Annotated in this window: 22 protein-coding genes; 4 read left to right on the top strand and 18 right to left on the bottom strand. The window is 66.4% G+C overall.

Translation table 11 applies throughout. The features are described from left to right. Position 1: 1 nt before the first annotated feature. The 6 genes from ACWFRF_RS21165 to clpB all read right to left on the bottom strand — a co-directional run bounded on the left by ACWFRF_RS21165 (position 2) and on the right by clpB (position 7,249). Entirely contained in the window at positions 2 to 1,060 is a 1,059-nt protein-coding gene (locus ACWFRF_RS21165) for a beta-ketoacyl-ACP synthase 3 (RefSeq protein ID WP_378633570.1), read from the bottom strand. A 69-nt stretch (positions 1,061 to 1,129) separates the two neighbouring features. Beyond that, positions 1,130 to 1,693, bottom strand: coding sequence for an orotate phosphoribosyltransferase (gene pyrE / locus ACWFRF_RS21160; RefSeq protein WP_452451831.1), 564 nt, complete (start codon positions 1,691 to 1,693; stop codon positions 1,130 to 1,132). Between the two features lie 5 nt (positions 1,694 to 1,698). Further along, a complete protein-coding gene (locus ACWFRF_RS21155; protein ID WP_452451830.1) occupies positions 1,699 to 2,505 on the bottom strand; it encodes an SDR family NAD(P)-dependent oxidoreductase in 807 nt (268 codons plus the stop codon). Positions 2,506 to 2,558: 53 nt separating this feature from the next. Further along, positions 2,559 to 3,725, bottom strand: a complete 1,167-nt coding sequence (locus tag ACWFRF_RS21150) for a hypothetical protein (RefSeq protein WP_452451828.1) — start codon at positions 3,723 to 3,725, stop codon at positions 2,559 to 2,561. A gap of 68 nt (positions 3,726 to 3,793) precedes the next feature. After that, the gene (locus tag ACWFRF_RS21145) at positions 3,794 to 4,609 is read right to left on the bottom strand and encodes a DUF5666 domain-containing protein (protein ID WP_378995862.1); all 816 of its coding nucleotides are present in this window, start codon (positions 4,607 to 4,609) and stop codon (positions 3,794 to 3,796) included. Between the two features lie 63 nt (positions 4,610 to 4,672). Then, positions 4,673 to 7,249 carry an ATP-dependent chaperone ClpB gene (clpB, locus tag ACWFRF_RS21140; protein ID WP_452451827.1) on the bottom strand — a complete coding sequence of 859 codons (2,577 nt, stop codon included), beginning with the start codon at positions 7,247 to 7,249 and terminating at the stop codon, positions 4,673 to 4,675. Positions 7,250 to 7,460: 211 nt separating this feature from the next. Here clpB and ACWFRF_RS21135 point away from each other — a divergent pair, with 211 nt between their 5' ends. Then, positions 7,461 to 8,450 (top strand): NADP-dependent oxidoreductase, encoded by a 990-nt coding sequence (locus ACWFRF_RS21135; protein ID WP_452451825.1) that lies wholly within the window; start codon positions 7,461 to 7,463, stop codon positions 8,448 to 8,450. An 83-nt stretch (positions 8,451 to 8,533) separates the two neighbouring features. On the opposite strand, the gene ACWFRF_RS21130 is transcribed toward ACWFRF_RS21135, so the two are convergent. The 6 genes from ACWFRF_RS21130 to ACWFRF_RS21105 form a co-directional block, all read right to left on the bottom strand. Further along, a complete protein-coding gene (locus tag ACWFRF_RS21130; protein ID WP_452451823.1) occupies positions 8,534 to 9,100 on the bottom strand; it encodes a PIN domain-containing protein in 567 nt (188 codons plus the stop codon). A gap of 2 nt (positions 9,101 to 9,102) precedes the next feature. Beyond that, positions 9,103 to 9,558: a helix-turn-helix domain-containing protein gene (locus ACWFRF_RS21125; RefSeq protein ID WP_452451821.1), complete on the bottom strand. Its 456-nt coding sequence runs from the start codon at positions 9,556 to 9,558 to the stop codon at positions 9,103 to 9,105. A gap of 78 nt (positions 9,559 to 9,636) precedes the next feature. Then, positions 9,637 to 10,395, bottom strand: coding sequence for an ESX secretion-associated protein EspG (locus tag ACWFRF_RS21120; protein ID WP_378995856.1), 759 nt, complete (start codon positions 10,393 to 10,395; stop codon positions 9,637 to 9,639). 33 nt (positions 10,396 to 10,428) lie between these two features. Continuing rightward, entirely contained in the window at positions 10,429 to 11,727 is a 1,299-nt protein-coding gene (locus ACWFRF_RS21115; protein ID WP_452451819.1) for a hypothetical protein, read from the bottom strand. Beyond that, a complete protein-coding gene (locus tag ACWFRF_RS21110) occupies positions 11,728 to 12,105 on the bottom strand; it encodes a hypothetical protein (protein WP_387445417.1) in 378 nt (125 codons plus the stop codon). A 17-nt stretch (positions 12,106 to 12,122) separates the two neighbouring features. Continuing rightward, positions 12,123 to 12,647 carry a DUF3558 domain-containing protein gene (locus ACWFRF_RS21105; RefSeq protein WP_452451817.1) on the bottom strand — a complete coding sequence of 175 codons (525 nt, stop codon included), beginning with the start codon at positions 12,645 to 12,647 and terminating at the stop codon, positions 12,123 to 12,125. A gap of 88 nt (positions 12,648 to 12,735) precedes the next feature. On the opposite strand from ACWFRF_RS21105, the gene ACWFRF_RS21100 reads away from it, so the two are divergent. Next, positions 12,736 to 13,101 carry a hypothetical protein gene (locus tag ACWFRF_RS21100; protein ID WP_378995847.1) on the top strand — a complete coding sequence of 122 codons (366 nt, stop codon included), beginning with the start codon at positions 12,736 to 12,738 and terminating at the stop codon, positions 13,099 to 13,101. Positions 13,102 to 13,145: 44 nt separating this feature from the next. Here ACWFRF_RS21100 and ACWFRF_RS21095 read toward each other — a convergent pair whose 3' ends face one another. Continuing rightward, positions 13,146 to 13,724 (bottom strand): DapH/DapD/GlmU-related protein, encoded by a 579-nt coding sequence (locus ACWFRF_RS21095; protein WP_452451815.1) that lies wholly within the window; start codon positions 13,722 to 13,724, stop codon positions 13,146 to 13,148. Positions 13,725 to 13,950: 226 nt separating this feature from the next. On the opposite strand from ACWFRF_RS21095, the gene ACWFRF_RS21090 reads away from it, so the two are divergent. Together ACWFRF_RS21090 and ACWFRF_RS21085 are read left to right on the top strand one after the other, a co-directional pair. Then, on the top strand, positions 13,951 to 15,108 hold the full coding sequence (locus tag ACWFRF_RS21090) for an FAD-binding oxidoreductase (protein WP_378995843.1): 1,158 nt from the start codon (positions 13,951 to 13,953) through the stop codon (positions 15,106 to 15,108). 29 nt (positions 15,109 to 15,137) lie between these two features. Continuing rightward, a complete protein-coding gene (locus ACWFRF_RS21085; RefSeq protein ID WP_378995840.1) occupies positions 15,138 to 15,896 on the top strand; it encodes an FAD-binding oxidoreductase in 759 nt (252 codons plus the stop codon). A 29-nt stretch (positions 15,897 to 15,925) separates the two neighbouring features. On the opposite strand, the gene ACWFRF_RS21080 is transcribed toward ACWFRF_RS21085, so the two are convergent. From ACWFRF_RS21080 to dnaK, 5 genes are all read right to left on the bottom strand, one after another. Continuing rightward, on the bottom strand, positions 15,926 to 17,095 hold the full coding sequence (locus ACWFRF_RS21080; RefSeq protein WP_378995838.1) for an FAD-binding oxidoreductase: 1,170 nt from the start codon (positions 17,093 to 17,095) through the stop codon (positions 15,926 to 15,928). 616 nt (positions 17,096 to 17,711) lie between these two features. Beyond that, the gene (locus ACWFRF_RS21075) at positions 17,712 to 18,113 is read right to left on the bottom strand and encodes a heat shock protein transcriptional repressor HspR (RefSeq protein ID WP_378633530.1); all 402 of its coding nucleotides are present in this window, start codon (positions 18,111 to 18,113) and stop codon (positions 17,712 to 17,714) included. 2 nt (positions 18,114 to 18,115) lie between these two features. After that, positions 18,116 to 19,309, bottom strand: a complete 1,194-nt coding sequence (dnaJ, locus tag ACWFRF_RS21070; protein WP_378995836.1) for a molecular chaperone DnaJ — start codon at positions 19,307 to 19,309, stop codon at positions 18,116 to 18,118. A 24-nt stretch (positions 19,310 to 19,333) separates the two neighbouring features. Beyond that, on the bottom strand, positions 19,334 to 19,906 hold the full coding sequence (grpE, locus tag ACWFRF_RS21065) for a nucleotide exchange factor GrpE (protein WP_452451812.1): 573 nt from the start codon (positions 19,904 to 19,906) through the stop codon (positions 19,334 to 19,336). Further along, entirely contained in the window at positions 19,903 to 21,768 is a 1,866-nt protein-coding gene (gene dnaK, locus ACWFRF_RS21060) for a molecular chaperone DnaK (protein WP_452451810.1), read from the bottom strand. The genes grpE and dnaK overlap by 4 nt, the downstream gene beginning before the upstream one ends. Between the last annotated feature and the right edge of the window lie 155 nt (positions 21,769 to 21,923).

The raw sequence follows: 21,923 nt of genomic DNA, 5'->3' as shown, positions 1-21,923 counted from the left end.
GTCAGAAGCTCGGTTCCTTCGGGGCGGGCGGCAGCGTCACTACCTGGCCCGCGTAACTCAGACCCGCGCCGAAGCCGAGCAGCAGCGCGAGCTGACCGCCCTTCGCCTTGCCCGTGACCAGCATTTCCTCGATCGCCAGTGGCACGGAGGCGGCGGAGGTGTTGCCGGTGTTCTCGATGTCGTTGGCGATCGGGACACTCTCGGCCAGGCCGAGGTTCTTCTTCATCAGCTCGTTGATCCGGGCGTTGGCCTGGTGCGGGACGAACACCTCGATGTCTTCCTTGGCCACGCCGGAGGTCTCGAGCGCCGCGGAGAGCGCCCGCGGCAACGTGACCGCGGCCCACCGGAAGACCTTGGGGCCCTCCATGTGCAGCGACATCCGGCCGACGGCCTCGACCGCCGGATCGGTGCCCTGCAGGGCCTGCGCCTTGTTCATGTACTCCAGGAAATCGACGTCCTGGGCGATGGCTTCGGCGTTCTCACCGTCGCTGCCCCAGACTGTCGGGGAGATGCCGTTGTCCTCGGCCGGACCGACGACCACAGCGCCCGCGCCGTCACCGAAGATCATCGCGGTGCCGCGGTCGGTGGGGTCGAGGCCGACGGTCATCGTCTCGGCGCCGATCACCAGCACGTAGTCGAACGAGCCGGCGCGGATCAGGTCGGCGGCGACACCGAGCCCGTAACAGAAGCCACCGCAGCCGGACGTTAAATCGAAGGCGGCAACCCCGTTGAGCCCGAGGTCGAAGGCCACCGAGGGGGCGCCGTGCGGGGTGAGCTTGAGCCAGCTCGACGTGCACAGGACGACCGCGCCGATCTTGGATCGATCGATCGGGGTGTTGTTCAGCGCGCGCTCACCGGCGGCCGCGGCGATCGACCGGATCGTCTCGTCGCCACTGATCCAGCGCCGGTTGTGGATACCGGTGCGCTCGAAGATCCAGTCGGGCGTCGAGTCGAGGGTCTCGCACACTTCGGCGTTGGTGACGATGCGCTGCGGACGGTAGGCACCGATCCCGAGCATCGCAACGTTGTCGCGACCTTTGTTTACTGCAATGCTCACCACAGGTGACTCACACGTCCTTCAGACTTTCCGGACAGACCACGTCGTCATCCGGGTTCGGCGTTGTTCAGGCTATCCCAGGGCGAGATCGTCGAGACCGAGGATGGATCGATATTCCAGCCCCTCCTCGGCGATCACCTGGTCAGCACCGGTTTCCCGGTCGACAACGGTGGCAACGCCGACCACGATCGCGCCCGCGTCGCGCAACGCGCGCACCGCGGTGAGCGGAGAGTTGCCGGTGGTGGTGGTGTCCTCGACGACGAGCACGCGCTTGCCGACGATATTGGGGCCCTCGATCTGGCGCTGCATGCCGTGCGCCTTGGCGGCCTTACGGACCACGAAGGCGTCGATCGGACGGCCCGGCGCGTGCATCACGGCCATCGCGACCGGATCGGCGCCCATGGTGAGCCCGCCGACAGCGTCGAAGTCCCAGTCGGCGACGAGCTCACGCAGCAGCGTTCCGATCAGCGGCGCCGCCTGGTGATGCAGGGTCGCGCGGCGCAGGTCGACGTAGTAGTCGGCTTCCTTGCCCGAGGACAGCGTCACCTTGCCGTGCACAACCGCGAGCTCGCGCACGAGGGCGGCCAAGTGGTCGCGATCGGCCTTCGTGAGCGCCTGACGTGCTTGGTCGATCATCTAAGTCATGTCCTTCCGCGTGCGTTGAAGAGTCCGCGATTCATGCGGGCCACCAGGGTGCGCGGGATGAAGCCCGCTACCGCGGTGAGCACCTTGTACTGCACGCCGGGCACGCTGATCACCCGGCCGGAGTCCAGATCCTGCAGGCACCCGTCGACGACCTGGTCGACGTCGAGCCACAGGCGCTCGGGCAGCGAATTCATCTCGATGCCCGCGCGCTCGTGGAACTCGGTGTGCACGAATCCGGGGCACAGCGCTTGGATGCGGACACCGGTGCCCACCAATCCACCCGCTAAACCCTCCGTGAAGGATACGACGTAGGCCTTGGAGGCCGAGTAGGTCGACCCCCGTCCGGGGATCAACCCGGCCACGCTCGCCACATTCACGATCGAACCCGCGCCCGCCGCGACCATCGGCGGCAGGGCCGCCCTGGTGAGTTGCAGGACCGAGGTGACGTTGACGTCGAGCTGGGCCTGCAGCTCCGCGGGCTCGAGGGTCCAGAACTCACCCGAATGCGCGAAACCCGCGTTGTTCACGAGGAATGCGATGCCCTGGGCGGCTCTGGCCGCGACGCGAGCGCGATCGTCGTCATCGGCCAGGTCAGCGACCACGACTTCGGCCGACGTGGCGAAACGGCGGGCCACATCGTCGGCGAGTGCGCGCAGGCGTTCCTCGTTCCTGGCGACGAGGACCAGGTCGTAGCCGAGGGCGGCGAGACGGTGGGCGAAACCCTGCCCGATGCCGGACGTCGGTCCGGTGATCATCGCGACGGGGCGGTGCACGCCGGGCAGACGTGAAGGACTATCAGACATCGCTGGTCGATTCCGGTCGACGGGGTGCCGCGACGACTACCGCGGCAGGTGGATCACTTCGGAACAGGGCCCTGGTAAGGGCGGAAACCGGGGTGGAACGGTCCGCCCGGCTGACCCGATTCCGCGTCGTCGAGCGGTGGCTCGGGGCGGGGACGCGGCTCGGGGACGACGGCCAGCGACGGGCGCTTCGGCGGTTCGCCGAGCGGGCGGCGGCCGGGGGCGGGCTGGTCTTCGAACTCGGGGTCGTCGAGATCGGGATCGTAGTCGGCGGGCAGAGCGGGGGCGCGGCCGCCGATCGGTGCGCGATCGTCTACGTCGCGGGTGGCAGAGCCACGCGGCGCGGAGGGCGCGTCGACTTCAGGGAAGCGGGCGCCACGGTAGGGCTCGTCGTCATCGGGCAGGCGGGCCGCGGAACCACGGGGGGCGAAGGGCTCGTCATCGGAGTCGAGTTCGTCGGGGCCGGGGAAACGGGCGCGGCCACGTTCTTCCACATCGGTGTATTCCGCACGGCCCGCGGCGAATTCGCGATCGTCGTCTTCGTCGTCGTACTCGGGTCGGAAACCGGGTGCGAGATTGGCACTCGACCGCGGCCGGGTGAACTCGTTCGGCTCGGCCACCGGGGGCAGCACGTGCAGCAGGCCGGATAGGCGGAGCACCACGTCGATGGCGGTCTCCCAGTCCTTGGATCCGCTGCCGACGGGGAGCATGCCGAGGGTCCAGTTGCCCTCGCTCCACAGCATCTGCACGGTGTCGGACAGCGACTCGATGAAGCCGACCATCCGCTGATCCACCGCGTGGCGCGCGATCTCGGGGTCGGTGGCGAACACGACCCGGTCGCCGATGGCGCCGAGCAGTTCCAGATCGTGGTCCTTCGGCGGCGCGGCGGTCTTGAGCCGCATGTCGACATCGATCTCGGAGCCGATCTGGCGTCGCACGGCCACCAGGGTCGCGGCGTCCTCCAGGTCGAAGAGCACGAACTTCTCGCCCTTGCGAATACCGGAGACCACGTCGACCGCCGAGAGATAGCCGAGCTTGGCCAGCGCGCCACGGCGCCACGTCGAGGCGAGCGCGGGCTCCACCGACACGTAGGTGTAGCCCTGGGACTTCGCCCACACCTGTCTCGCGTGTCCGGTGCGCTGCCGCTGGACCCGATCGAAATACAGCAGGACGACCGCACCCACGAGTGCGATCGCTGCTAACCCGAACCACATAGCCGTCATCGTCGCCTAGCCTATCCAGCCGTCGCCGTGATTGCCCGGTAGCACCGGGGATTCGACGCGCGGGTCGCTCATCGGGGGCCGCCCGGCAACGCCGTACTGATAATGATCTTGGCGTGGATCGACCCGTCTGGGTTCTTGTCGCCCTGCACCATAACCATGTCGCCCACGGGAAGCTCGCTCGCCTTCGTGCTGGTCAGCGAGATCACCTGGGTGGCATCGTCGATCAGCACCCGCACATCGGATCCACCGAGGGTGCTCATGGTGATCTCGGTGCCGGTATTGGCGGTGATACTGCCCATGGTGGCGCCGAGATCTTCGCCGCCGCCGAGACCGGGCAAGCCGGGGAGCCCGCTCGTGCTCGGCGGAGAACCCGGCGTGGTTTGTTTCGGTGTCGGCGGGACGAGCAGCTGGCTCGTCGTCGGTGCCGATGCGGTGTTGCCGCCCGAGTCGTTACCGCTCAGCACGAGACCGGCGAGCACCCCGCCGACCGCGATCAACGCCAGCACGCCCAAGCCGAGCGCGATCCACAAACCGATGTGACGTTTGGGAGGTTCCTCCTGGTCACCGTCCTGCGGCCGCGGTGGATACCCCGGCGGCGGCGCGGCGGGATAGCCCTGGCCGTAGCCGGGTGGCGGCGCCTGGTAACCCTGGTCGTACCCCGGCGGCGCCTGCTGCGGCGGTGGTTGAGCTGCCGGATAACCACTTTCGTAGTCACCCCATTGCGCGTCGTGCGGCGGCAACGCCTGCGTCGGGTTCGACGGTTGCCCCCACTCGTCGAACGAATTGCCTCCGTACGGCGTGGTCGAGTCGGTGCCCGGCGAACCCAGCCGTTCGGTCGGCGAATCCTCCGGGCGTTGCCCCCACGGATCGTTCGGGTTCGTCATGGGCTCCAGGGTAGGACAGCCCGGTGCGTTTGGGAGGTCCCTACGCACCGGGCTGTGGATAAATCACGAGCTGTGGACAACTTCGCCTTCGACGACGAGCTTGTCGGTGGCGTCGTCCACACTCACCTTCACCGTGTCACCGTCGGCGACCGAACCGGAGAGCAGTTCCTTGGCCAGGCTGTCGCCGATGGCCTGCTGGATCAGCCTGCGCAGCGGTCGCGCGCCGTAGGCCGGGTCGTAGCCGCGCACGGCCAGCCACTGCTTGGCCTCCTCCGTGACATCGAGGGTCAGCCTGCGCTGCGAGAGCCGTTTCTGCAGCTGACGCAGGTTGATGTCGACGATCGACTCCAGTTGCTTCGCGTCGAGCGCGTGGAACATCACCACGTCGTCGAGCCGGTTGATGAACTCCGGCTTGAACGCGCGCCGCACCGCCTCCATCACCTGATCGCGGTCGCCACCGGCGCCGAGATTGGAGGTGAGAATGAGGATCGTATTGCGGAAGTCGACCGTGCGACCCTGGCTGTCGGTGAGCCTGCCCTCGTCGAGAACTTGCAACAAAATGTCGAAGACGTCCGGGTGCGCCTTCTCGATCTCGTCGAACAGCACCACCGAATACGGTCGCCTGCGCACCGCTTCGGTGAGCTGGCCACCCTGGTCGTAGCCGACATATCCGGGCGGCGCGCCGACGAGGCGAGCCACCGAGTGCTTCTCGCTGTACTCGCTCATGTCGATACGCACCATGGCGCGTTCGTCGGCGAACAGGAAGTCGGCGAGCGATTTCGCCAGCTCCGTCTTGCCGACACCGGTCGGGCCGACGAACAGGAACGAGCCCGTCGGACGGTTCGGATCGGCCACACCGGCGCGCGCCCTGCGGACCGCGTCGGACACGGCCTGCACCGCTTCTTCCTGCCCGACGACGCGGCCCGCGACCTCGGTTTCCATCCGCAGCAGCTTGGCGGTCTCGCCTTCGAGCATCCGGCCGACCGGCACCCCGGTCCACGCCGAGACAACATCGGCGATGTCGTCGGGCGTCACCTCCTCGTTGAGCATCACGTCACCGTCGGACGCTCCGGCACTGGCCTTCTCGGCGTCGGCGAGTTCCTTCTCCAAGTCGGGAATGCGCTTGTAGCGCAGCTCGGCGACCTTGCCGAGATCGCCGTCGCGCTCTGCCCGCTCGGACTCGCCGCGCATGGCCTCCAGTCGCTCCTTGAGCCCGCGCGCCGAATCGAGCGCGTTCTTCTCGTTCTGCCAGCGGGTGGTGAGCTGGCTGAGCTTCTCGCGGTCGTCGGCCAATTCCTGGCGCAGCTTCTCCAGCCGCTGCTTGGACGCGGCGTCGGTCTCCTTCTCGAGCGCCACCTCTTCGATCTCGAGGCGCCGCACCGCCCGCTCGATCTCGTCGATCTCGACGGGCCGCGAGTCGATTTCCATCCGCAGCCGCGAAGCCGACTCGTCGATCAGGTCGATCGCCTTGTCGGGCAGGAATCGCGAGGTGATGTAGCGGTCCGAGAGCGTCGCCGCCGCCACCAGCGCGGAATCGGTGATCCGCACGCCGTGGTGCACCTCGTAGCGCTCCTTGATGCCGCGCAGGATGCCGATGGTGTCGGCCACCGACGGCTCGCCGACCAGCACCTGCTGGAATCGCCGTTCGAGCGCGGCGTCCTTCTCGATGTACTTGCGGTACTCGTCGAGGGTGGTCGCGCCGACCAGCCGCAGCTCACCGCGGGCCAGCAGCGGCTTGATCATGTTGCCCGCGTCCATCGCCGAGTCGCCGGTGCCGCCCGCGCCGACGATGGTGTGCAGCTCGTCGATGAAGGTGATGATCTCGCCCGCGCTGTTCTTGATGTCGTCGAGCACGGCCTTGAGCCGCTCCTCGAATTCACCGCGATATTTCGCGCCCGCCACCATCGCGCCGAGGTCGAGCGAGACAACCTTCTTGTTGCGCAACGACTCCGGCACATCGCCTTCGATGATGCGCCGCGCCAGCCCTTCGACGATGGCGGTCTTGCCGACGCCGGGTTCGCCGATGAGGACGGGATTGTTCTTGGTGCGCCTGCTCAGTACCTGCACCACGCGCCGGATCTCGGTGTCGCGCCCGATCACCGGGTCGAGTTTGCCCGCGCGCGCCAGCTCGGTGAGGTCTGTGGAGTACTTCTCGAGCGCCTGGTAGCTGGCTTCCGGATCGGCAGAGGTGACCCGGCCACTGCCGCCGCGGACCGCGGTGAACGCGTCGCGCAGGGCCTCCGGGGTTGCGCCGTGCTTGCGCAGCAGCTGAGCGACATCCGAATCACCTTCAGCCAACCCGACCAGCAGGTTTTCGGTGGAGACGAACTCGTCGCCGAGCTCGGTGGCGAGCTGCTGGGCGGCGGTCATCGCGGCGAGGACCTCACGGCCCAGTTGCGGTTTGGTGGTGGCGCCGGTGGCACGCGGCAGGCGGTCGACGAGGGCACCTGCCTCACGTTCGACTGTCGCCGGATCGACCCCGATGGCCTTGAGCAACGGTGCGGCGATGCCGTCGGTTTGATCCAGCAACGCCACCAGCAAGTGTGCCGGACGGATCTCCGGATTGCCCGCCGCCGCGGCGGCCTGAAGGGCGGTGTTGAATGCCGCCTGCGTCTTGGTGGTGGGATTGAACGAGTCCACGAATCTCCCTTGTGTGTGTCCGGTATCGACTTGTTCAACGCTCACAAAGTTGAGTCTGTTCCGCTCAACTACAAAAAATTTCACCGACTGCGAATCCGCGCTTCACGGTACGCCGCGACACCACCGAAGACGACCAATCACCGCATGTCGAACGGCTATCCGCCTAGGATTGCGATGCCCGGCTCACCCCCGATGCGAGGAGTTCACCCCCATGCGCGCGATCGTGGTTCAGAAGTTCGGCGCCACACCCGAGCTCGCCGATGTCCCGGTACCCGACGCGGGTCCCGGCGAGGTGCAAGTGGCGCTCGACGCGGCCGGGGTCAACCCGTTCGACCTGAAAATGGCCGACGGCATCCTGGAGGGCAAGATGCCCACCGACTTCCCGATGATCCTCGGCGTCGACGGCGCGGGCACCGTCTCGGCGATCGGCACGGGCGTCACCAAGTTCAAGGTCGGCGACAAGGTGGTCGGCAAATTCCTGACCGCGCCTGCGGGACACGGCAGTTGGGCGCAGTACGCCACGGTCCCCGAGGACGCGACCCTCGTCCCCATCCCCGACGGCGTCACCACGGTGGCCGCGGCGGCGCTGCCGGTCGCCGGCGTGACGGCCCAGGATCTGGTGGACGCCGCGCATATCCAGCCCGGCCAGACAGTGCTGATCGTCGGCGCGACCGGCGGTGTGGGTTCCTTCCTCGTCCAGCTGGCCAATATCGCCGGCGGCCATGTGATCGCGACCGCCCGCGGCGACGCCACCGACCAGGTCGCGCGCCTCGGCGCGGCCGAGACTGTCGACTACACCCAGATCCGCCCCGCCGACCCGAATGTCGACGATCCGGACCCGGCCACCCACCAGGACTCGAGCATCACCGACGCCGTGCGCTTCACCCACCCCGACGGCATCGACGTCCTGTTCGACCTGGTCAGCTCAGCAGGCGATTTCGCCTCGCACGCCACGCTCGTCCGGCGCGGCGGACACGCCTACTCGACGATCTGGTCAGCCGACGAAGCCAAATTGCGCGACCGCGACATCACCGGCGGAAACTTCGAATCCAAAGGCCGCTCACCAGAATTGAGCCGCCTGCTGTCCCGGGTATCCGCCGGTGATGTGGTGGTGCCGGTGCAGATGACGGTCCCACTGGAGGCCGCTCCCGCCGTCCTCGGCCAGGGCAGCGCACGCGGAAAAACCGTCCTCGCCATCTGATCCACGGGCGTCCGACAGGGTCGTCGTCAGGTCTGTTGGGACCTCAACGAACCCAGGCGCGGCTTCGAGGATATGAGTAACCCTTACGTCCAGCGTCGGCCGGCTCGCAACGCAGATACCGACGCCACCAAGCCCGCGCTTTCCAGCGCATCGAGGACGTCCTCGACGGACTCAGGTGGATTGCGTCGCGAATCGGCGATCTGCTGAACGCACGCCCACACGATCCGGTCATCGAGCGCGATCTGGTCCAGCACGAACTCGTCGGGACTCTTCGCTTCCATGTTCCAGTCAGCGAGAATGTCGGCAGGAAAGTCGCGCAAGTTCGCGGTCACGATCACCTGCGCACCGATCTTGATTGCGGCCGCGAGAACGTGACGATCATCGAGATCCGGCAACTTCAAACCCTCGATCAACGGCTCGAATCCGGACACAAGACAGTCGGGGACCGCTGCGATCATCAGCTCACGCAGCCGACGCAACTTCGCCGGCTCGATATCCGGCCGCTTCACGGCCAGGTTGGACGTCATTTCGTCGAGGATGGTCTCGGTCCACTTGGCTTGGACCAGACCTGCCCTCGCCAGTCGGATCATCATGTCCCGCAAAGTGTTTCCGTACAGCACGTTCGCGTCGAACAGCACGGTGAAGGCCATGGTCAGATGCCGAGTTCCTGGCCGAGGTCGGAGAGTTCATCAGCTGCGGCGCGACTACGGGAAGCACTGCGGCGCTGATAGTCCTTGAGATCGTCGTAGCGGATGCGTCGATGGGTTCCCACCAAACGGAAGGGTATCTCGCCGGCTTCCAACAAGCTGACGACGAACGGTCGCGAGACGTTGAGCAGGTCTGCTACCTGCTGAGTGGTCAACTCCGCATGTGAGGGGACGATCGAGACCCCCCGACCATCTGCTGCCTGCGCAAGGATGAAGGCGACCATGTTCACGACCGACCGCGGCAGGATCAGCGCGTTTTCCGCGCCGGTTTCGCCGGCGACCTGAACGATCTGGTCAGTTGGGTGGCTCGCCAGATAGCCCCTCACACGACGCAGCGCACGATCGGCTACCTCGGCATCGATCTCGCCGGGCTCGATCCGCTTGGCTTGGATTCCAGCCATGATTACCTCCTCTCCTAAACGAATCATACGCAACAATCGAAACAAACGAAACAAGGTGCCGCGGCGAGGAGTGTTCGGTCAGCGGGGGAGGTAGGTGCCGGTGCGGGCCTTGGTGGCCGTGGTGGTGAGGATGGTGGCGAGGGTGGATTGGATTCGGGTGGGGGTGGTGGGTTTGGCGATGAAGGTGGTTTCGCCGTAGAAGACGTAGCGGCCGTCGCCGGGGATGTCGTGGAGTTGGAAGTCGTCGCGGCCTTCGGTGTGGCGGTTGTCGACGCTGCCGTGGGCGTAGACGCCGATGTGGGTGAGGGTGGTGGTGGGTTTGGCCAGGAAAGATTCGAGTTGTTCCCGGGGGGTGGGGTTCCAGCGGTCGCGGACGTGCGGGCGAGGGGCCGCGAGTTCCGCTGCGGTGACGCGGATTTCGCGGCCCTTGCCGGGCGCGACTTTGGGGAGGGTGGACAGGACGGCGGCGGCCAGTGCGTCCGGGTCGAAAAGGTGCAGGGTGATGTCGCCGGGGTTGGTCTCGTCGCCGGGGGCTTGGACGGCGAGGGAAGCGTAGGTATCGCGGGCGCCGCCGTGGGCCCGGATCGTTTTGACGCCCTTGGACGCTCCCGCCACTTCGACGCGGGCGTGCGGGGCGAGCAGGGCGGCCATGGCACGGTCGAGATCACTGTCGAACTCGGCCATCAGGTTCTCCGCGGCCTTGCTGCGCAGGCGCAGGACCTCGGCGTGGGTTTCGACGTCGGTATGGCGATGATGCAGCGGGTACGGGAGGACGTCGCGGCCCGCGGCTTCCCACAGGGTGCGGAAATCTAACGCGGTGAAATGCCAGGTACGCACGGGAGATCTACTCTGTTCCATCAGGATCGGCGACTAGTCGGCGCCGATGACCGGCGGGACCATCTTGGGCAGGGTGTCCAGACCGGTGAGTTCGTCACCGTTCTCCTGAGTGATGAGGTAGTCGGGGATTCCCTTGGTCGATTCGTCGTCCTTGCCGCCACCCTTGCCCGCGCCGGGGCTCATCATGCCGGGCATGCCGGAACGGCCCGCTGTGCCCGCGCCGGTGCCACGGCCCCCGGCGCCGCCGGTAGACGTGGGGCTTCCGGCCACCGCACCACCCGGCGTTCCCGCGCCCGGCGTTCCCGAACCCGGCGACCCACCGCCGGGGGAGCCTGCGCCGCTCGGTGATCCGGACGGCGAGCCCGAACCGGGGACGGTCGAGCTCGGGGTGGTCGAGGCGGGGGTGGTCGAGGCGGGCTCCGTCGACTCGGGAGTGGTCGATTCGGGGGTGGTCGAATCGTCTGTGGAGTCGTCGGTGTCGTCCGGTTCGGTGGTGGGAGTGGTCGACGCCGGGGTGGTGGGCTGCGTCGTCGTCGCCTGGGTAGTGGGCTGCGTAGTAGAACCCTGAGTGGTGGATTGTGTTGTGCTGCTCTTTTTTTCAGGCTCGCCGCCGCCGTCTTCGACGGTCTTCGGGATGGGGATCACCGGGACTTTGTTGTCGGACTCGTAAATGACCGGGGCGTAGACGGTTTGGAGGATGCGCACGGCTTCGACTCGCGCGTTCTCCTGCGCGACATCATCATTGCGCCACCCACGGCCGGTGAGCAGGGCTCCGACATTGTCGAGACCGCTGCGGTGCTCGGGCTCGTGGGGGACGAGGCGTTTTGTCGGTTCGAGGCCGGTGCGGAGTTCGTCCAGTTTGGTGCTGGTGAGCGCGGCGGCGGTGGTGACCTTTTTTCCCGTAGCGTCATATGCCGCAACAGTTTGCGCGGCCGCGTTCGCTGCGGAACCTGCCCAGACGTCGGGGGACATGCCGCGGGATATCTGCTTGCGGAACTCGTCGAGGGATGTGCTGTTGCGCGTTGAGATTTCGTTCCACGCGGTGATCAGATCGTTGACAGCGTCGAGATCGATCTTGTCGACTTTGTCGCGCAGTTCCGCGACGGTCCCCGGAAAGCTGTCGTTCTTCGTCACTACGGTGGGGCGGTATTCGCCGTCGAAACCGAGGTCGCCCGCCTTTTTTCGGTTGCCGTCTCGCTGCGAGTTGTACTTGTTCTGAATGTCAGCGATTTCGGAGCTGTCGAGTTCACCATCGTCGCCGAACGGAGCCGTGACGAAGTTCTTGAGGCCGCCGAGGAGGTCGAGGCCGTTGATGCTGTGGAAACCGGTCACTCAGCTCACCTGCCCGGCGACGTAGTCGAGGGCGTTCGCGTTCTCGATGTCTTTGCCCGCGATGCGCTTGAAGGAGATCGCGAAAACCTCGCGAAGCTCTTTCACGGCTTCGATATCTTTCAGGATGACGTTATCGATCGAGTTCTCGTCGCCGGTCGCCTGCAACAGGAACTTCTTCTCGAGGTCCTTGGCGATCTGGAAATCACCGAATCCGCTGACGGCCTGCGCTCGGCGTGTGGCGCCGCGGAGCGAATCGAGGTCGGCGATCCGCTTATCGCAGGCCTTGTACATATGGAAGGCCGCATCCTCGCTGTTCAGATAAACCTCGCCAGAGCGGACCTGCCCCAGCAGTTGCGTATACGGCGACGTTCCTGTCATTTATGTGCCCTCCCCGGTCACTTCGGAAATGTCGGCGCCAGCGTTTCCCCGACGCGTGCCAGAGATACGCAGGGGTCAGTCAGCCCGTCCAGGCTCGCGCGGTTCAGCACCTGCAGTTGGATGACGCCCTGACCAGCAGGGAAGACCACGTCGCAATCGAGTTGCTTCGATGCGCCCTCGACCCGGAACTCCCGTCCGGGCCGTCCCCCGATCGTGACGTCGCGGAAGTCGACGTTGCCCGGCTTCGTTTCGAACTCATCCGCAGCCTTGTTGGTGGAGTAGACGGTGATAGCGAATGTGCGCCCCTCCCATCCACAGATCTCCCACCCCGACTGCGGAACCCCCGCGACACCCTTCTCTTCCGTCGCCGGATCCACCCCAGCCTCCGTCAACGCAGCATCCGAAATCTCCGTGCACGGATTCCACAACACCGGCTTGGCCGTGGTCGTCGCCCCCTTCGACGTCGACTCCCCCGAGTCGCACCCGACCAGCCCGACAACCGCCAAACCGGCAACCACCATCGCCGTACCTGCGCGTTTCATCCCCACCCCTTCCGGCCGAGTACTGCCTTGACCAGGCACATTAGCACGGTCAACCGACCAGAGCCGGGGCCGCGTAAGTTGTCGGAGCATGAGCGAACTTCGACTTTCGGCGCCGTTCGACGGGCGCAATCCCGAGGGCAAACCGGTGGTGAACCGGTCGGCGGTGGACTCCGATATCCAGGATCAGGTGCTGTCCTACCTCGAGCACGCGCCGGTGATTCTGAGCGCCCGCGGCCACGACGCCGACGAGTTCGACCCCACCCAGCGCGACGTGCCGTTGAACTTCCACACCGACGGTGCGTTCGTCTGGCCGGGCGCTGTTCCCTACTACCTGCGCAAGTACGGGCTGCCGCCGGAGGCCGCGCTGGTCCAGCACATCGTGGGCAAGGGGTTCGAGATCGGAGAGGTCGACGAAGGGGCACGGCAGGCGGCGGTGCAGAAGGTCACCGGCTGACGCGGTGTCAGCGCAGGCGTTCCGTGGGCAACACGACGGCCGAACTACCAGCGTCGATGCACAGCCGCCTTGGAACCGGCCACCAAGCTGTTCGCCGGGACGTCGTCCGCGACGACCGCACCCGCGGCGATCACCGCGTCGCGACCGATGCTGACGCCGGGCAGAATCATCGCGCCCGCGCCGATCCACACGTTGTCCGCCACGTCGATCGGCGCACCGGTGAGGAATCGGCGTCGTTCCTCCGGATCGACGGGATGGCCCATGGTGATGAAGGTGGCCTTCGGGCCGACCATCACGCCCCGGCCCAACCGGATTCCGGCGTAGTCGAGGAACGTGCAGCCCTGATTGATGAACACGCGCTCGGCCAGGTCCAGGTTCAGACCGTGATCGGTATAGAACGGCGGGTAGATCGTGAGACCCGCGGGGAGCGGACGGCCGAGGATCTCCCCCAGCAGCGCCGCCTTTCCGGTCTCGTCGTCGAAGGGCAGACCGTTGAGACGGGACGTCAACGCGCTGACCTGCAGAACTCGCTCGTGCATCGCCGTGAACTCGGCCCCGAGAACCCGTTCACCCCTGGCCAGAAGTTCGGGATCGTGAATCTCCATGAAGTTGTCGCTCGCCATCCCTCGATTCTCACGCACCTTCGCGCGCGACCCGCAAGATCACCGACGCGTATCGATGATGGGGAGATCGTGCTGATCGCAGACGGGGGGTTTACGATCCGTGCGGCTGGGAACGGGCGTGACGAGCATCCCTGCACCGAGACGACGGTTTCGGGGGATACTGGGGACGGCGGCACCGACGGGTGAGCCACATTGCGGCAATTGCAGAGAAATGGAGCTTGACGACGTGGATGCGCGTTCGCTTGCGCTGGTCCGCGCCGATTTCCGCGGGGTGTCGGAGACACCCGGTGGGTCCGAGCGGCTGATCAGCGCTTTCTACGGTCACCTGTTCGCGCAGGATCCGAGGTTGCGTGAGCTGTTTCCGCCTGCCATGGACATGCAGGCCAAGCGGATCACGACGGCGGTGCAGTTCGTCCTCGACCATCTCGAGGACTTCGAACGCGCCCAGCGCTTCCTCGAGCAACTCGCCCGCGACCATCGCAAGTACGGGGTCGAGGCCGACCACTACGACCTGGCCGGACGCGCGCTGCTCGCGGCGCTACGAACCTTCCACGGCAATCGCTGGACCAGAGAACTCGATGAGGGCTGGCGTGACATCACGCTGCTGATCTCGGCGTCGATGGCGATCGGCGCCAACGAGGACACCTCGCAGCCGTACTGGGACGCGACCGTGGTGGGTCACCGGCGGGTGCTCGACGATCTGGCGATCGTGCGATTACAGGCCGACGGACCCATTCCGTTCAAGGCCGGACAGTATGTGCCGGTCGCGGTGCCGCAGCGGCCGAATATGTGGCGCTACTTCTCCCCCGCCATCCCCGCGAACCCGTATGGCGAGATCGAATTCCATGTGCGGCGGATCAGTGGCGGCTGGGTGAGCCCGGCGATCGTCAACGACACCAAGGTCGGGGACCGGTGGAAGATCGCCGGGCCGCTCGGTGGGTTGCACGTGGACCGGGAGTCGGGCCGCGATGTGCTGATGATCGGCTCCGGCACGGGCATCGCGCCGTTGCGGGCACAGCTGATCGAGATGAGCCAGCGCGGGATCAATCCGCGCGTGCACTTCTTCATCGGCGGGCGCTATCCCGGCGACCTCTACGACGTGGACAACATGTGGCAGCTCTCGCAGTCCAATCCGTGGTTGACCGTGGTGCCGGTGTGCGAGGAACACACCAATCCCTGGTGGTATCCCCAGGATTCGGGTGCGACGCCGATGGGCATGCCGCGCCGCCTGGTCGGTAATCTGGGAGCGGTGGTGACCAGCTTCGGCGCGTGGTCGGATCGTCAGATCCAGATCGCGGGATCGCCGTCGATGATCGCCAACACCCGTTACGCGCTCCAGCGGGCCGGTACACCGCTCGAGATCATCGCCGCCGACCCCGTCTGAACCCGCCCGCGACATCGCGAAAGAGGCTGATGAGCAACGCTTTTCCTGACCCCGCCTGGACGGCGACCGTCGTCGGTCACCACCGCCTGCGCCACGACCTCGCCGTGATCCGGCTGATCGGCGATTTCGTGCCGTTCGAGGCGGGCGGTTCGGTGGAGGTCGAGGTGCCGCAGCATCCGGGGGTGCGGCGGCGGTTCTCCCCCGCGCTGCCGCCCTCGCTGGACGGCAAGCTCGAGTTCCATGTGCGCACGGTGCCCGGCGGGTGGTGTTCGAGTTCCATCGTCGCCGACACCAAACCCGGTGATCAGTGGCGAATCAACGCCCCCCACGGGGTTTTCGCGGTCGATCCCGACGCTGTCGAGGTGGTGATGATCGCCGGCGGTACCGGGCTGGCGCCGATGCGCGCTCAGATCCTGGACCTGGCCCGTCGTGACACTCCGCCGCGCACCTATCTGTTCTTCGGTGGCCGCTCGCCCCGCGACCTCTACGCCAACGACATGTTGTTCCTGCTGTCGGGCGAATTGCCATGGCTTTCGGTCATTCCGGTTGTCGAAAGCCCGGAAGATCCTGCGGTGCGCGATGAATGGCACGAGCAGACCCGCTCCGACGTGGGCTTCGGACTCGAGGAAATGCTCCACGGCACCCTCGCTGACGTCGCCGCAGCCCACGGCCCGTTCACCAAACACCAAGTCCTGGTCTGCGGTTCGCCCGCGATGGTCCGCACCACCGTCGACCGTCTGATCGAAGCGGGAACTCCCCCGGCCAACATCATCTCCGAAGGCGCCTGAGGACCACGGGCTCGCGGCAAGCCCGCGGGTCAGAACAAGGGGTCGTGGCGGATCGACTGGGCTTGGGTACCGGCCGCCATCAGGCGGAACTTGGTGGTCTGGACCATCGAGGGGGAGCCGACGATTTGGACGTCGCGGTCTGCCCAGGGGCCGTAGCTGGCGACGACCTTGCCGATTTGGCCGGTCATGCGGGGTTCCAGGCCGGGTAGATCCGGCTGGGGGTCGCCGGAGTCGTAGTACCACCAGGGGTTTTCGTCACTCTCGGTGACGGGGGTGACGGTGAGCCATTTGTTGGCGATGGCGAGTTGGCTCAGGACCTGGAGGTCGTAGAGATCGCAGGGGTGGTGGCCGCCGACGAACAGGTGCACCTTCGGGTTGACCCGGCGCTGGGCCATCGCCATGATCTGCGCGCGCAGGGGGGCGATGCCGGTGCCACAACCGACCATCAGCATCTTGCGTTTGGTGTTGCGCGGTACGCCGAGACCGCCGAGCGGCGAGCCGAGCGCCCACTGATCACCGACGGCGGTGTGCGCGACCATGGCGGGGCTGACCCACCCGCCGAGCACGCCGCGAACGTGGAACTCGATCTCGCCGTTGGGATTGGCCGGGTTCGCGGGTGAGAGATAGCGCCACATCCGTGGCCGCGAGGGGATCTGCACGCTGAGGTACTGACCGGCGGCGTACTGCATCGGCACGTCGAGCTGGACCCGGACGATCGAGAGATTGCGCAGCACCTCGCGATGTTCGACGACGGTGCCCGTCCAGGTAGCCGGGGTGGTCTCCTTGTCGGCGGCGCTGATCATCGCGCCGCTGATGGTGGCCAGACCTTCGTCCCACGCGCTGGCGACCTCGTCGGTCCACATCTCCGCACCGGCGAACAAGCGCATGGCGGATTTCAGCGAGTTGGCCACGGCCACATAGTGCGCCGGTTGCACGCCGTATTTGCGATGGTCGCGACCGAGCTGGGCCAGGAACGGCAGCAGCTTGTCGGGCTCCTCCAGCCGGTCGAGGGCGTAGGAGATCGCCGTGACGAGCCGGTCGCGCTGGGAATCCATGGCAGCCGGGAAGTAGTCGCGGACACCGGGGTAGTCCGTGAAGAGGATCGAGTAGAACGACCTCGACAGCTTCTCGGGTCCACCTTCTTCCGCAGCAACCGCCTTGAACGTAGTACGGATCAAAGCGACAGTCCGCGAATCCATATGTGTCACAACCTCGTTTCGCCATCGAACGCTAGCCGCGCCGGCGAGTGACGGGCTGGGAGGACACTCGTCAGCAGCCGATGCGAGAAGTCTAGGCGAGGTTTGCCAGCTTAGGAATCGTACTCTTAAACATCACGCATGTAATTCGCGAAATACCAGGCGGTTCCCAGTAGTTTCTCATGAAAACATACCTCAAGCCCGTTAATTGCGGGTGAACAGCCGCTCACGATTCTCGAAACCACCAGGAATATCAGGCAATTGGTGACCAATGGCCCTGGTAGAGCGACCCTTCCGCTACGTCGACCGCATGCGGCAAACCGGCGCGCCGAGCCATGACACGCATGGTAGGCGCACCGGAGTGGCTGGTAACCGGGAGCGAATTGCCTTCCGATTGGTCCGAATTCAGCATCCGGACAGCAAACTTTTGGACGTCCACGGTGATAAATCCCCACCTCAGCGCGCCGCGACGCGACTTCCGATCAGCAAGATCACGAATAAGTGAGTTGCTGGAGAGTCACCAGCCGGTCGCCGGGGGTTGACCGGAGACGAACGAGCCCCCGGCTCGCATCCACCACAGCGGATGGGCGAACCGGAGGCTCGTCGAATCGAAGACGACTCAGCGCCGATGCCGTGGCTGCCACACCACGAGCGCGGTACTGCGCGCGGGCGGCGACAGATCGGGCCGGTAGCCCGCCCGCAACCGCTCCATCTCCGCGCTCATCTCCTCGACGCGCTGCTGCAACGCCTCCACCTGATTGGTGAGCTCGATGATGCGCTTGATGCCGGCGAGATTGACGCCCTCGTCCTGCGACAGGCGCTGCACCTCGCGCAGCACCTCGACGTCGCGGGCCGAATAACGGCGTCCGCCACCCGAGGTCCGTTGCGGGGTGACCAAACCCAGCCGATCGTAGGTACGCAACGTCTGCGCGTGCATCCCCGCCAGCTGAGCCGCCACCGAGATCATGAAGAACTCGGCACGCGCGGTAGCACCCGAAACGGACTTCGGATCATCGGACATCATCAAGCACCCGCCCATCCTGCACGCGGTTCGAAGCCACTGGCCTTCTCCGCCTCCTGATAGCGCTTGAGCGCATCGGTGGCGTCGGAGTCGAGCGATTGCGGCACCGCGACCTTCACCGTGACCAGCAGGTCACCGGCGCCGCCCGCCGCGCCGCGCTTGGGCACGCCACGACCGCGAACTCGCAGGATACGCCCGTCGGCGGTGCCCGGGGGCACCTTCACGCCGACCCGGCCGTCCAGCGTCGGTACGGAAACTGTTGTCCCCAGTACCAATTCGCTGTAGCTCACCGGGAGCACCAGGGTGAGGTCGTCGCCCTGGCGGCCGAAGACCTTGTCCTGGCTGACGTGCACGGTGACATACAGATCGCCCGAAGGCGCACCGCGCAGACCCGCCTCGCCCTGACCGGCCAGCCGGATCTTCTGACCGTCACTGACGCCCGGAGGAATCCGGACGGTGATGGTGCGGGTGCGGTTCTGGATACCGGTGCCCGAGCAATCGGTGCACGGGTCGTCGATGATCGACCCGGTGCCGCGACAGTCGTCGCAGGGCTCGCTGAAACCGAACGCGCCCTGATTCCGGCTGACCACGCCCGCACCATTGCAGTGCGGGCACACGCGCGGGCTGGTGCCCGGCTTGGCACCGCTGCCGTGACAGGTGGTGCACGGCGAGGGACTCGTCATCCGCAGCGGAACGGTGACGCCCTGGGCGGCCTCACGGAAACCCAGGGTCGTCTCGGTCTCCACGTCGGAGCCGCGGCGCGGACGAGCCGCCGCCCGGCCACCGCCGCCACCCCGGTTGAACAGCCCGCCCAGCAGATCGCCGAGCCCGCCGTCGCCCGCGGCGCCGGTACCACCGGCCTGACCGAAGATGTCACCGATGTTGAAGTCCTGCGAGAAGCCGCCGCCGGCACCGGGATTGAACCCGCCGCCGTAGGCTCGTCCGCCACCGCCGCCGCCCGCGAACATGCGGCGCGTCTCGTCGTACTCCTTGCGCTTGGCAGGATCCGACAGCACCGCATTGGCTTCGCTCACGGACTTGAACCGCTCCTCGGCCTTGGTGTCACCCGGGTTGGAGTCCGGGTGCAGGTCGCGGGCGAGCTTGCGGTAGGCCTTCTTGATCTCGTCCTGCGAGGCGCCGGAGGAGACACCCAGCTCCTTGTAGAAGTCCTTTTCGATCCACTCCCGTTGGCTCACCGGGCATCTCCTCCTTTCGCGTTCTTATTGACTGTCGCCGGCATCCGGATCCGATGCCCCCGCGGCCTCGGCATCGGTTACCCCGACCAGCGCGTGCCGAAGCACCCGGTCGCCGAACCGATAGCCCTTGCGCATGACGATGCCGATCACCGGGTCGGCGCCCGAACCCTCGTGCTGCACTGCCTCGTGCAGCGTGGGGTCGAACGGGTCACCGGCGGAACCGAATTCGACCAGACCCTGCTTGGTGAGCGCGGTCTCGAGCTTGTCGGCGACGGACTTCAGCGGGCCGGAATCGAGGTCGCCGTGCGCCCTCGCCCGATCCAGATCGTCCAGCACCGCGAGCAATTCGGTGACCACCGAGGCCTTGGCGGCATCGATGTTGGCCTGCCGGTCACGCTCGACCCGGCGGCGGTAGTTCGCGTATTCCGCGGTCAACCGCTGCAGGTCGGCCGTGCGCTCGGCCAGCTCGTCGTGCTCCGGCTCGACGACTTCGGCGTCGAGGGCGGAGGCCGCCGTGGCGGCCTCCGCGTTCTCGTCCGCAGTGTCGTCCAGGATTTCCTCGACCAACTCCTGCTCCGAGGAGTTCGCCTCGGTCACTTCTTGTCCGTGTCGACCGGCTCGTCCACGACCTCCGCGTCGACGACCTGATCGTCATCGGCCTGGCTGGGGCCCGCGCCGTTGCCGGACTGCGCGTCGGCGGCGGCACTGGCCTCGTAGATCGCCTGGCCCAGGGCCTGCGACTCGGTGGCCAGCTTCTCCACGGCCGACTTCACCGCGGAGATGTCGGTGCCCTCGAGCGCCGACTTGGCCTCGGCGACCGCGGTTTCCACCTTCGCCAGCTGATCGGCGGAGACCTGTGCGCCACCCTCGCTCAGCTTCTGCTCGTTGATGAACTTCTCGGTCTGGTGCACCAGCGACTCGGCCTGGTTGCGGGTCTCGGCCTCTTCACGGCGCGCCTTGTCGTCGGCGGCGTGCGCCTCGGCATCGGCGACCATGCGGTCGATCTCTTCCTTGGACAGACCGGAGCCGTCCTGGATCTTGATCTTGTTTTCCTTGCCGGTGCCCTTGTCCTTCGCGGTGACGTGCACGATGCCGTTGGCGTCGATGTCGAAGGTGACCTCGATCTGCGGCACGCCGCGCGGGGCCGGGGGCAGGCCGGTGAGCTCGAAGGAGCCCAGCAGCTTGTTGTGCGAGGCGATCTCGCGCTCACCCTGGAACACCTGGATCTGCACCGAAGGCTGGTTGTCGTCAGCGGTGGTGAAGGTTTCCGAGCGCTTGGTGGGGATGGTGGTGTTGCGCTCGATGAGCTTGGTCATCACGCCGCCCTTGGTCTCGATGCCCAGCGACAGCGGGGTGACATCGAGCAGCAGAACGTCCTTGACCTCGCCCTTGAGCACGCCGGCCTGCAGTGCTGCGCCGACGGCGACGACCTCGTCCGGGTTCACGCCCTTGTTCGGCTCACGGCCGCCGGTCAGTTCCTTGACCAGCTCGGAGACGGCGGGCATGCGGGTGGAGCCACCGACGAGCACGACGTGGTCGATATCGGCCACGTTCAGGCCCGAGTCCTTGATCACGGACTGGAACGGCGCGCGGGTGCGATCCAGCAGATCAGAGGTGATCCTCTGGAACTCCGAGCGGGTGAGCTGCTCGTCGAGGAACAGCGGGTTCTTGTCCGCGTCGACGGTGATGTAGGGCAGGTTGATCGAGGTGGACTGGCCCGAGGACAGTTCGATCTTGGCCTTCTCGGCAGCCTCGCGCAGACGCTGCATGGCCATCTTGTCCTTGGTCAGGTCGATGCCCGAGGACGCCTTGAACTTGTCGACCAGCCAGGACACGACGCGCTCGTCCCAGTCGTCGCCACCGAGGTGGTTGTCACCGGAGGTCGCGCGGACCTCGACGACGCCCTCGCCGATTTCCAGCAGCGAGACGTCGAAGGTGCCGCCACCGAGGTCGAAGACCAGGATGGTCTGCTCTTTGTCACCCTTGTCCAGGCCGTACGCGAGCGCGGCCGCAGTGGGCTCGTTGACGATGCGCAGCACGTTGAGACCGGCGATCTGGCCGGCTTCCTTGGTGGCCTGACGCTGGGCGTCTTCGAAGTAGGCCGGGACGGTGATCACGGCGTCGGTGATCTCCTCGCCCAGGTAGGCCTCGGCGTCGCGCTTCAGCTTCATCAGCGTGCGCGCGGAGATCTCCTGCGGCGTGTACTTCTTGTCGTCGATCTCGACGTTCCAGTCGGTGCCGATGTGGCGCTTGACCGAGCGGATGGTGCGGTCGACGTTGGTGACCGCCTGGTTCTTCGCGGGCTGACCGACGAGAACCTCGCCGTTCTTCGCGAAGGCGACGATCGAGGGGGTGGTGCGCGAGCCTTCCGAGTTCGCGACGACGACCGGCTCGCCGCCTTCGAGCACGGCGACGACGGAGTTCGTGGTCCCGAGGTCGATTCCGACCGCACGAGCCATAGTGGTTTCCTCCTGTTTGACGTTCGGTTATTGCAACGCTGAGCGCAGTGGGCTCAATCCTGCCTTCGAGATCCACCGTGAGTCAACCCGAAGTTGAGTCAGGTCCGCTCATGTTGTTGATCAGCACAACCAGTAGCTGCGGCGATTCATTCCCG

This window comes from Nocardia sp. NPDC055165 (genome assembly GCF_053606985.1).
Note: the sequence above shows the minus strand (reverse complement) of the source record. Positions and strands in the feature narration are given on the sequence as shown.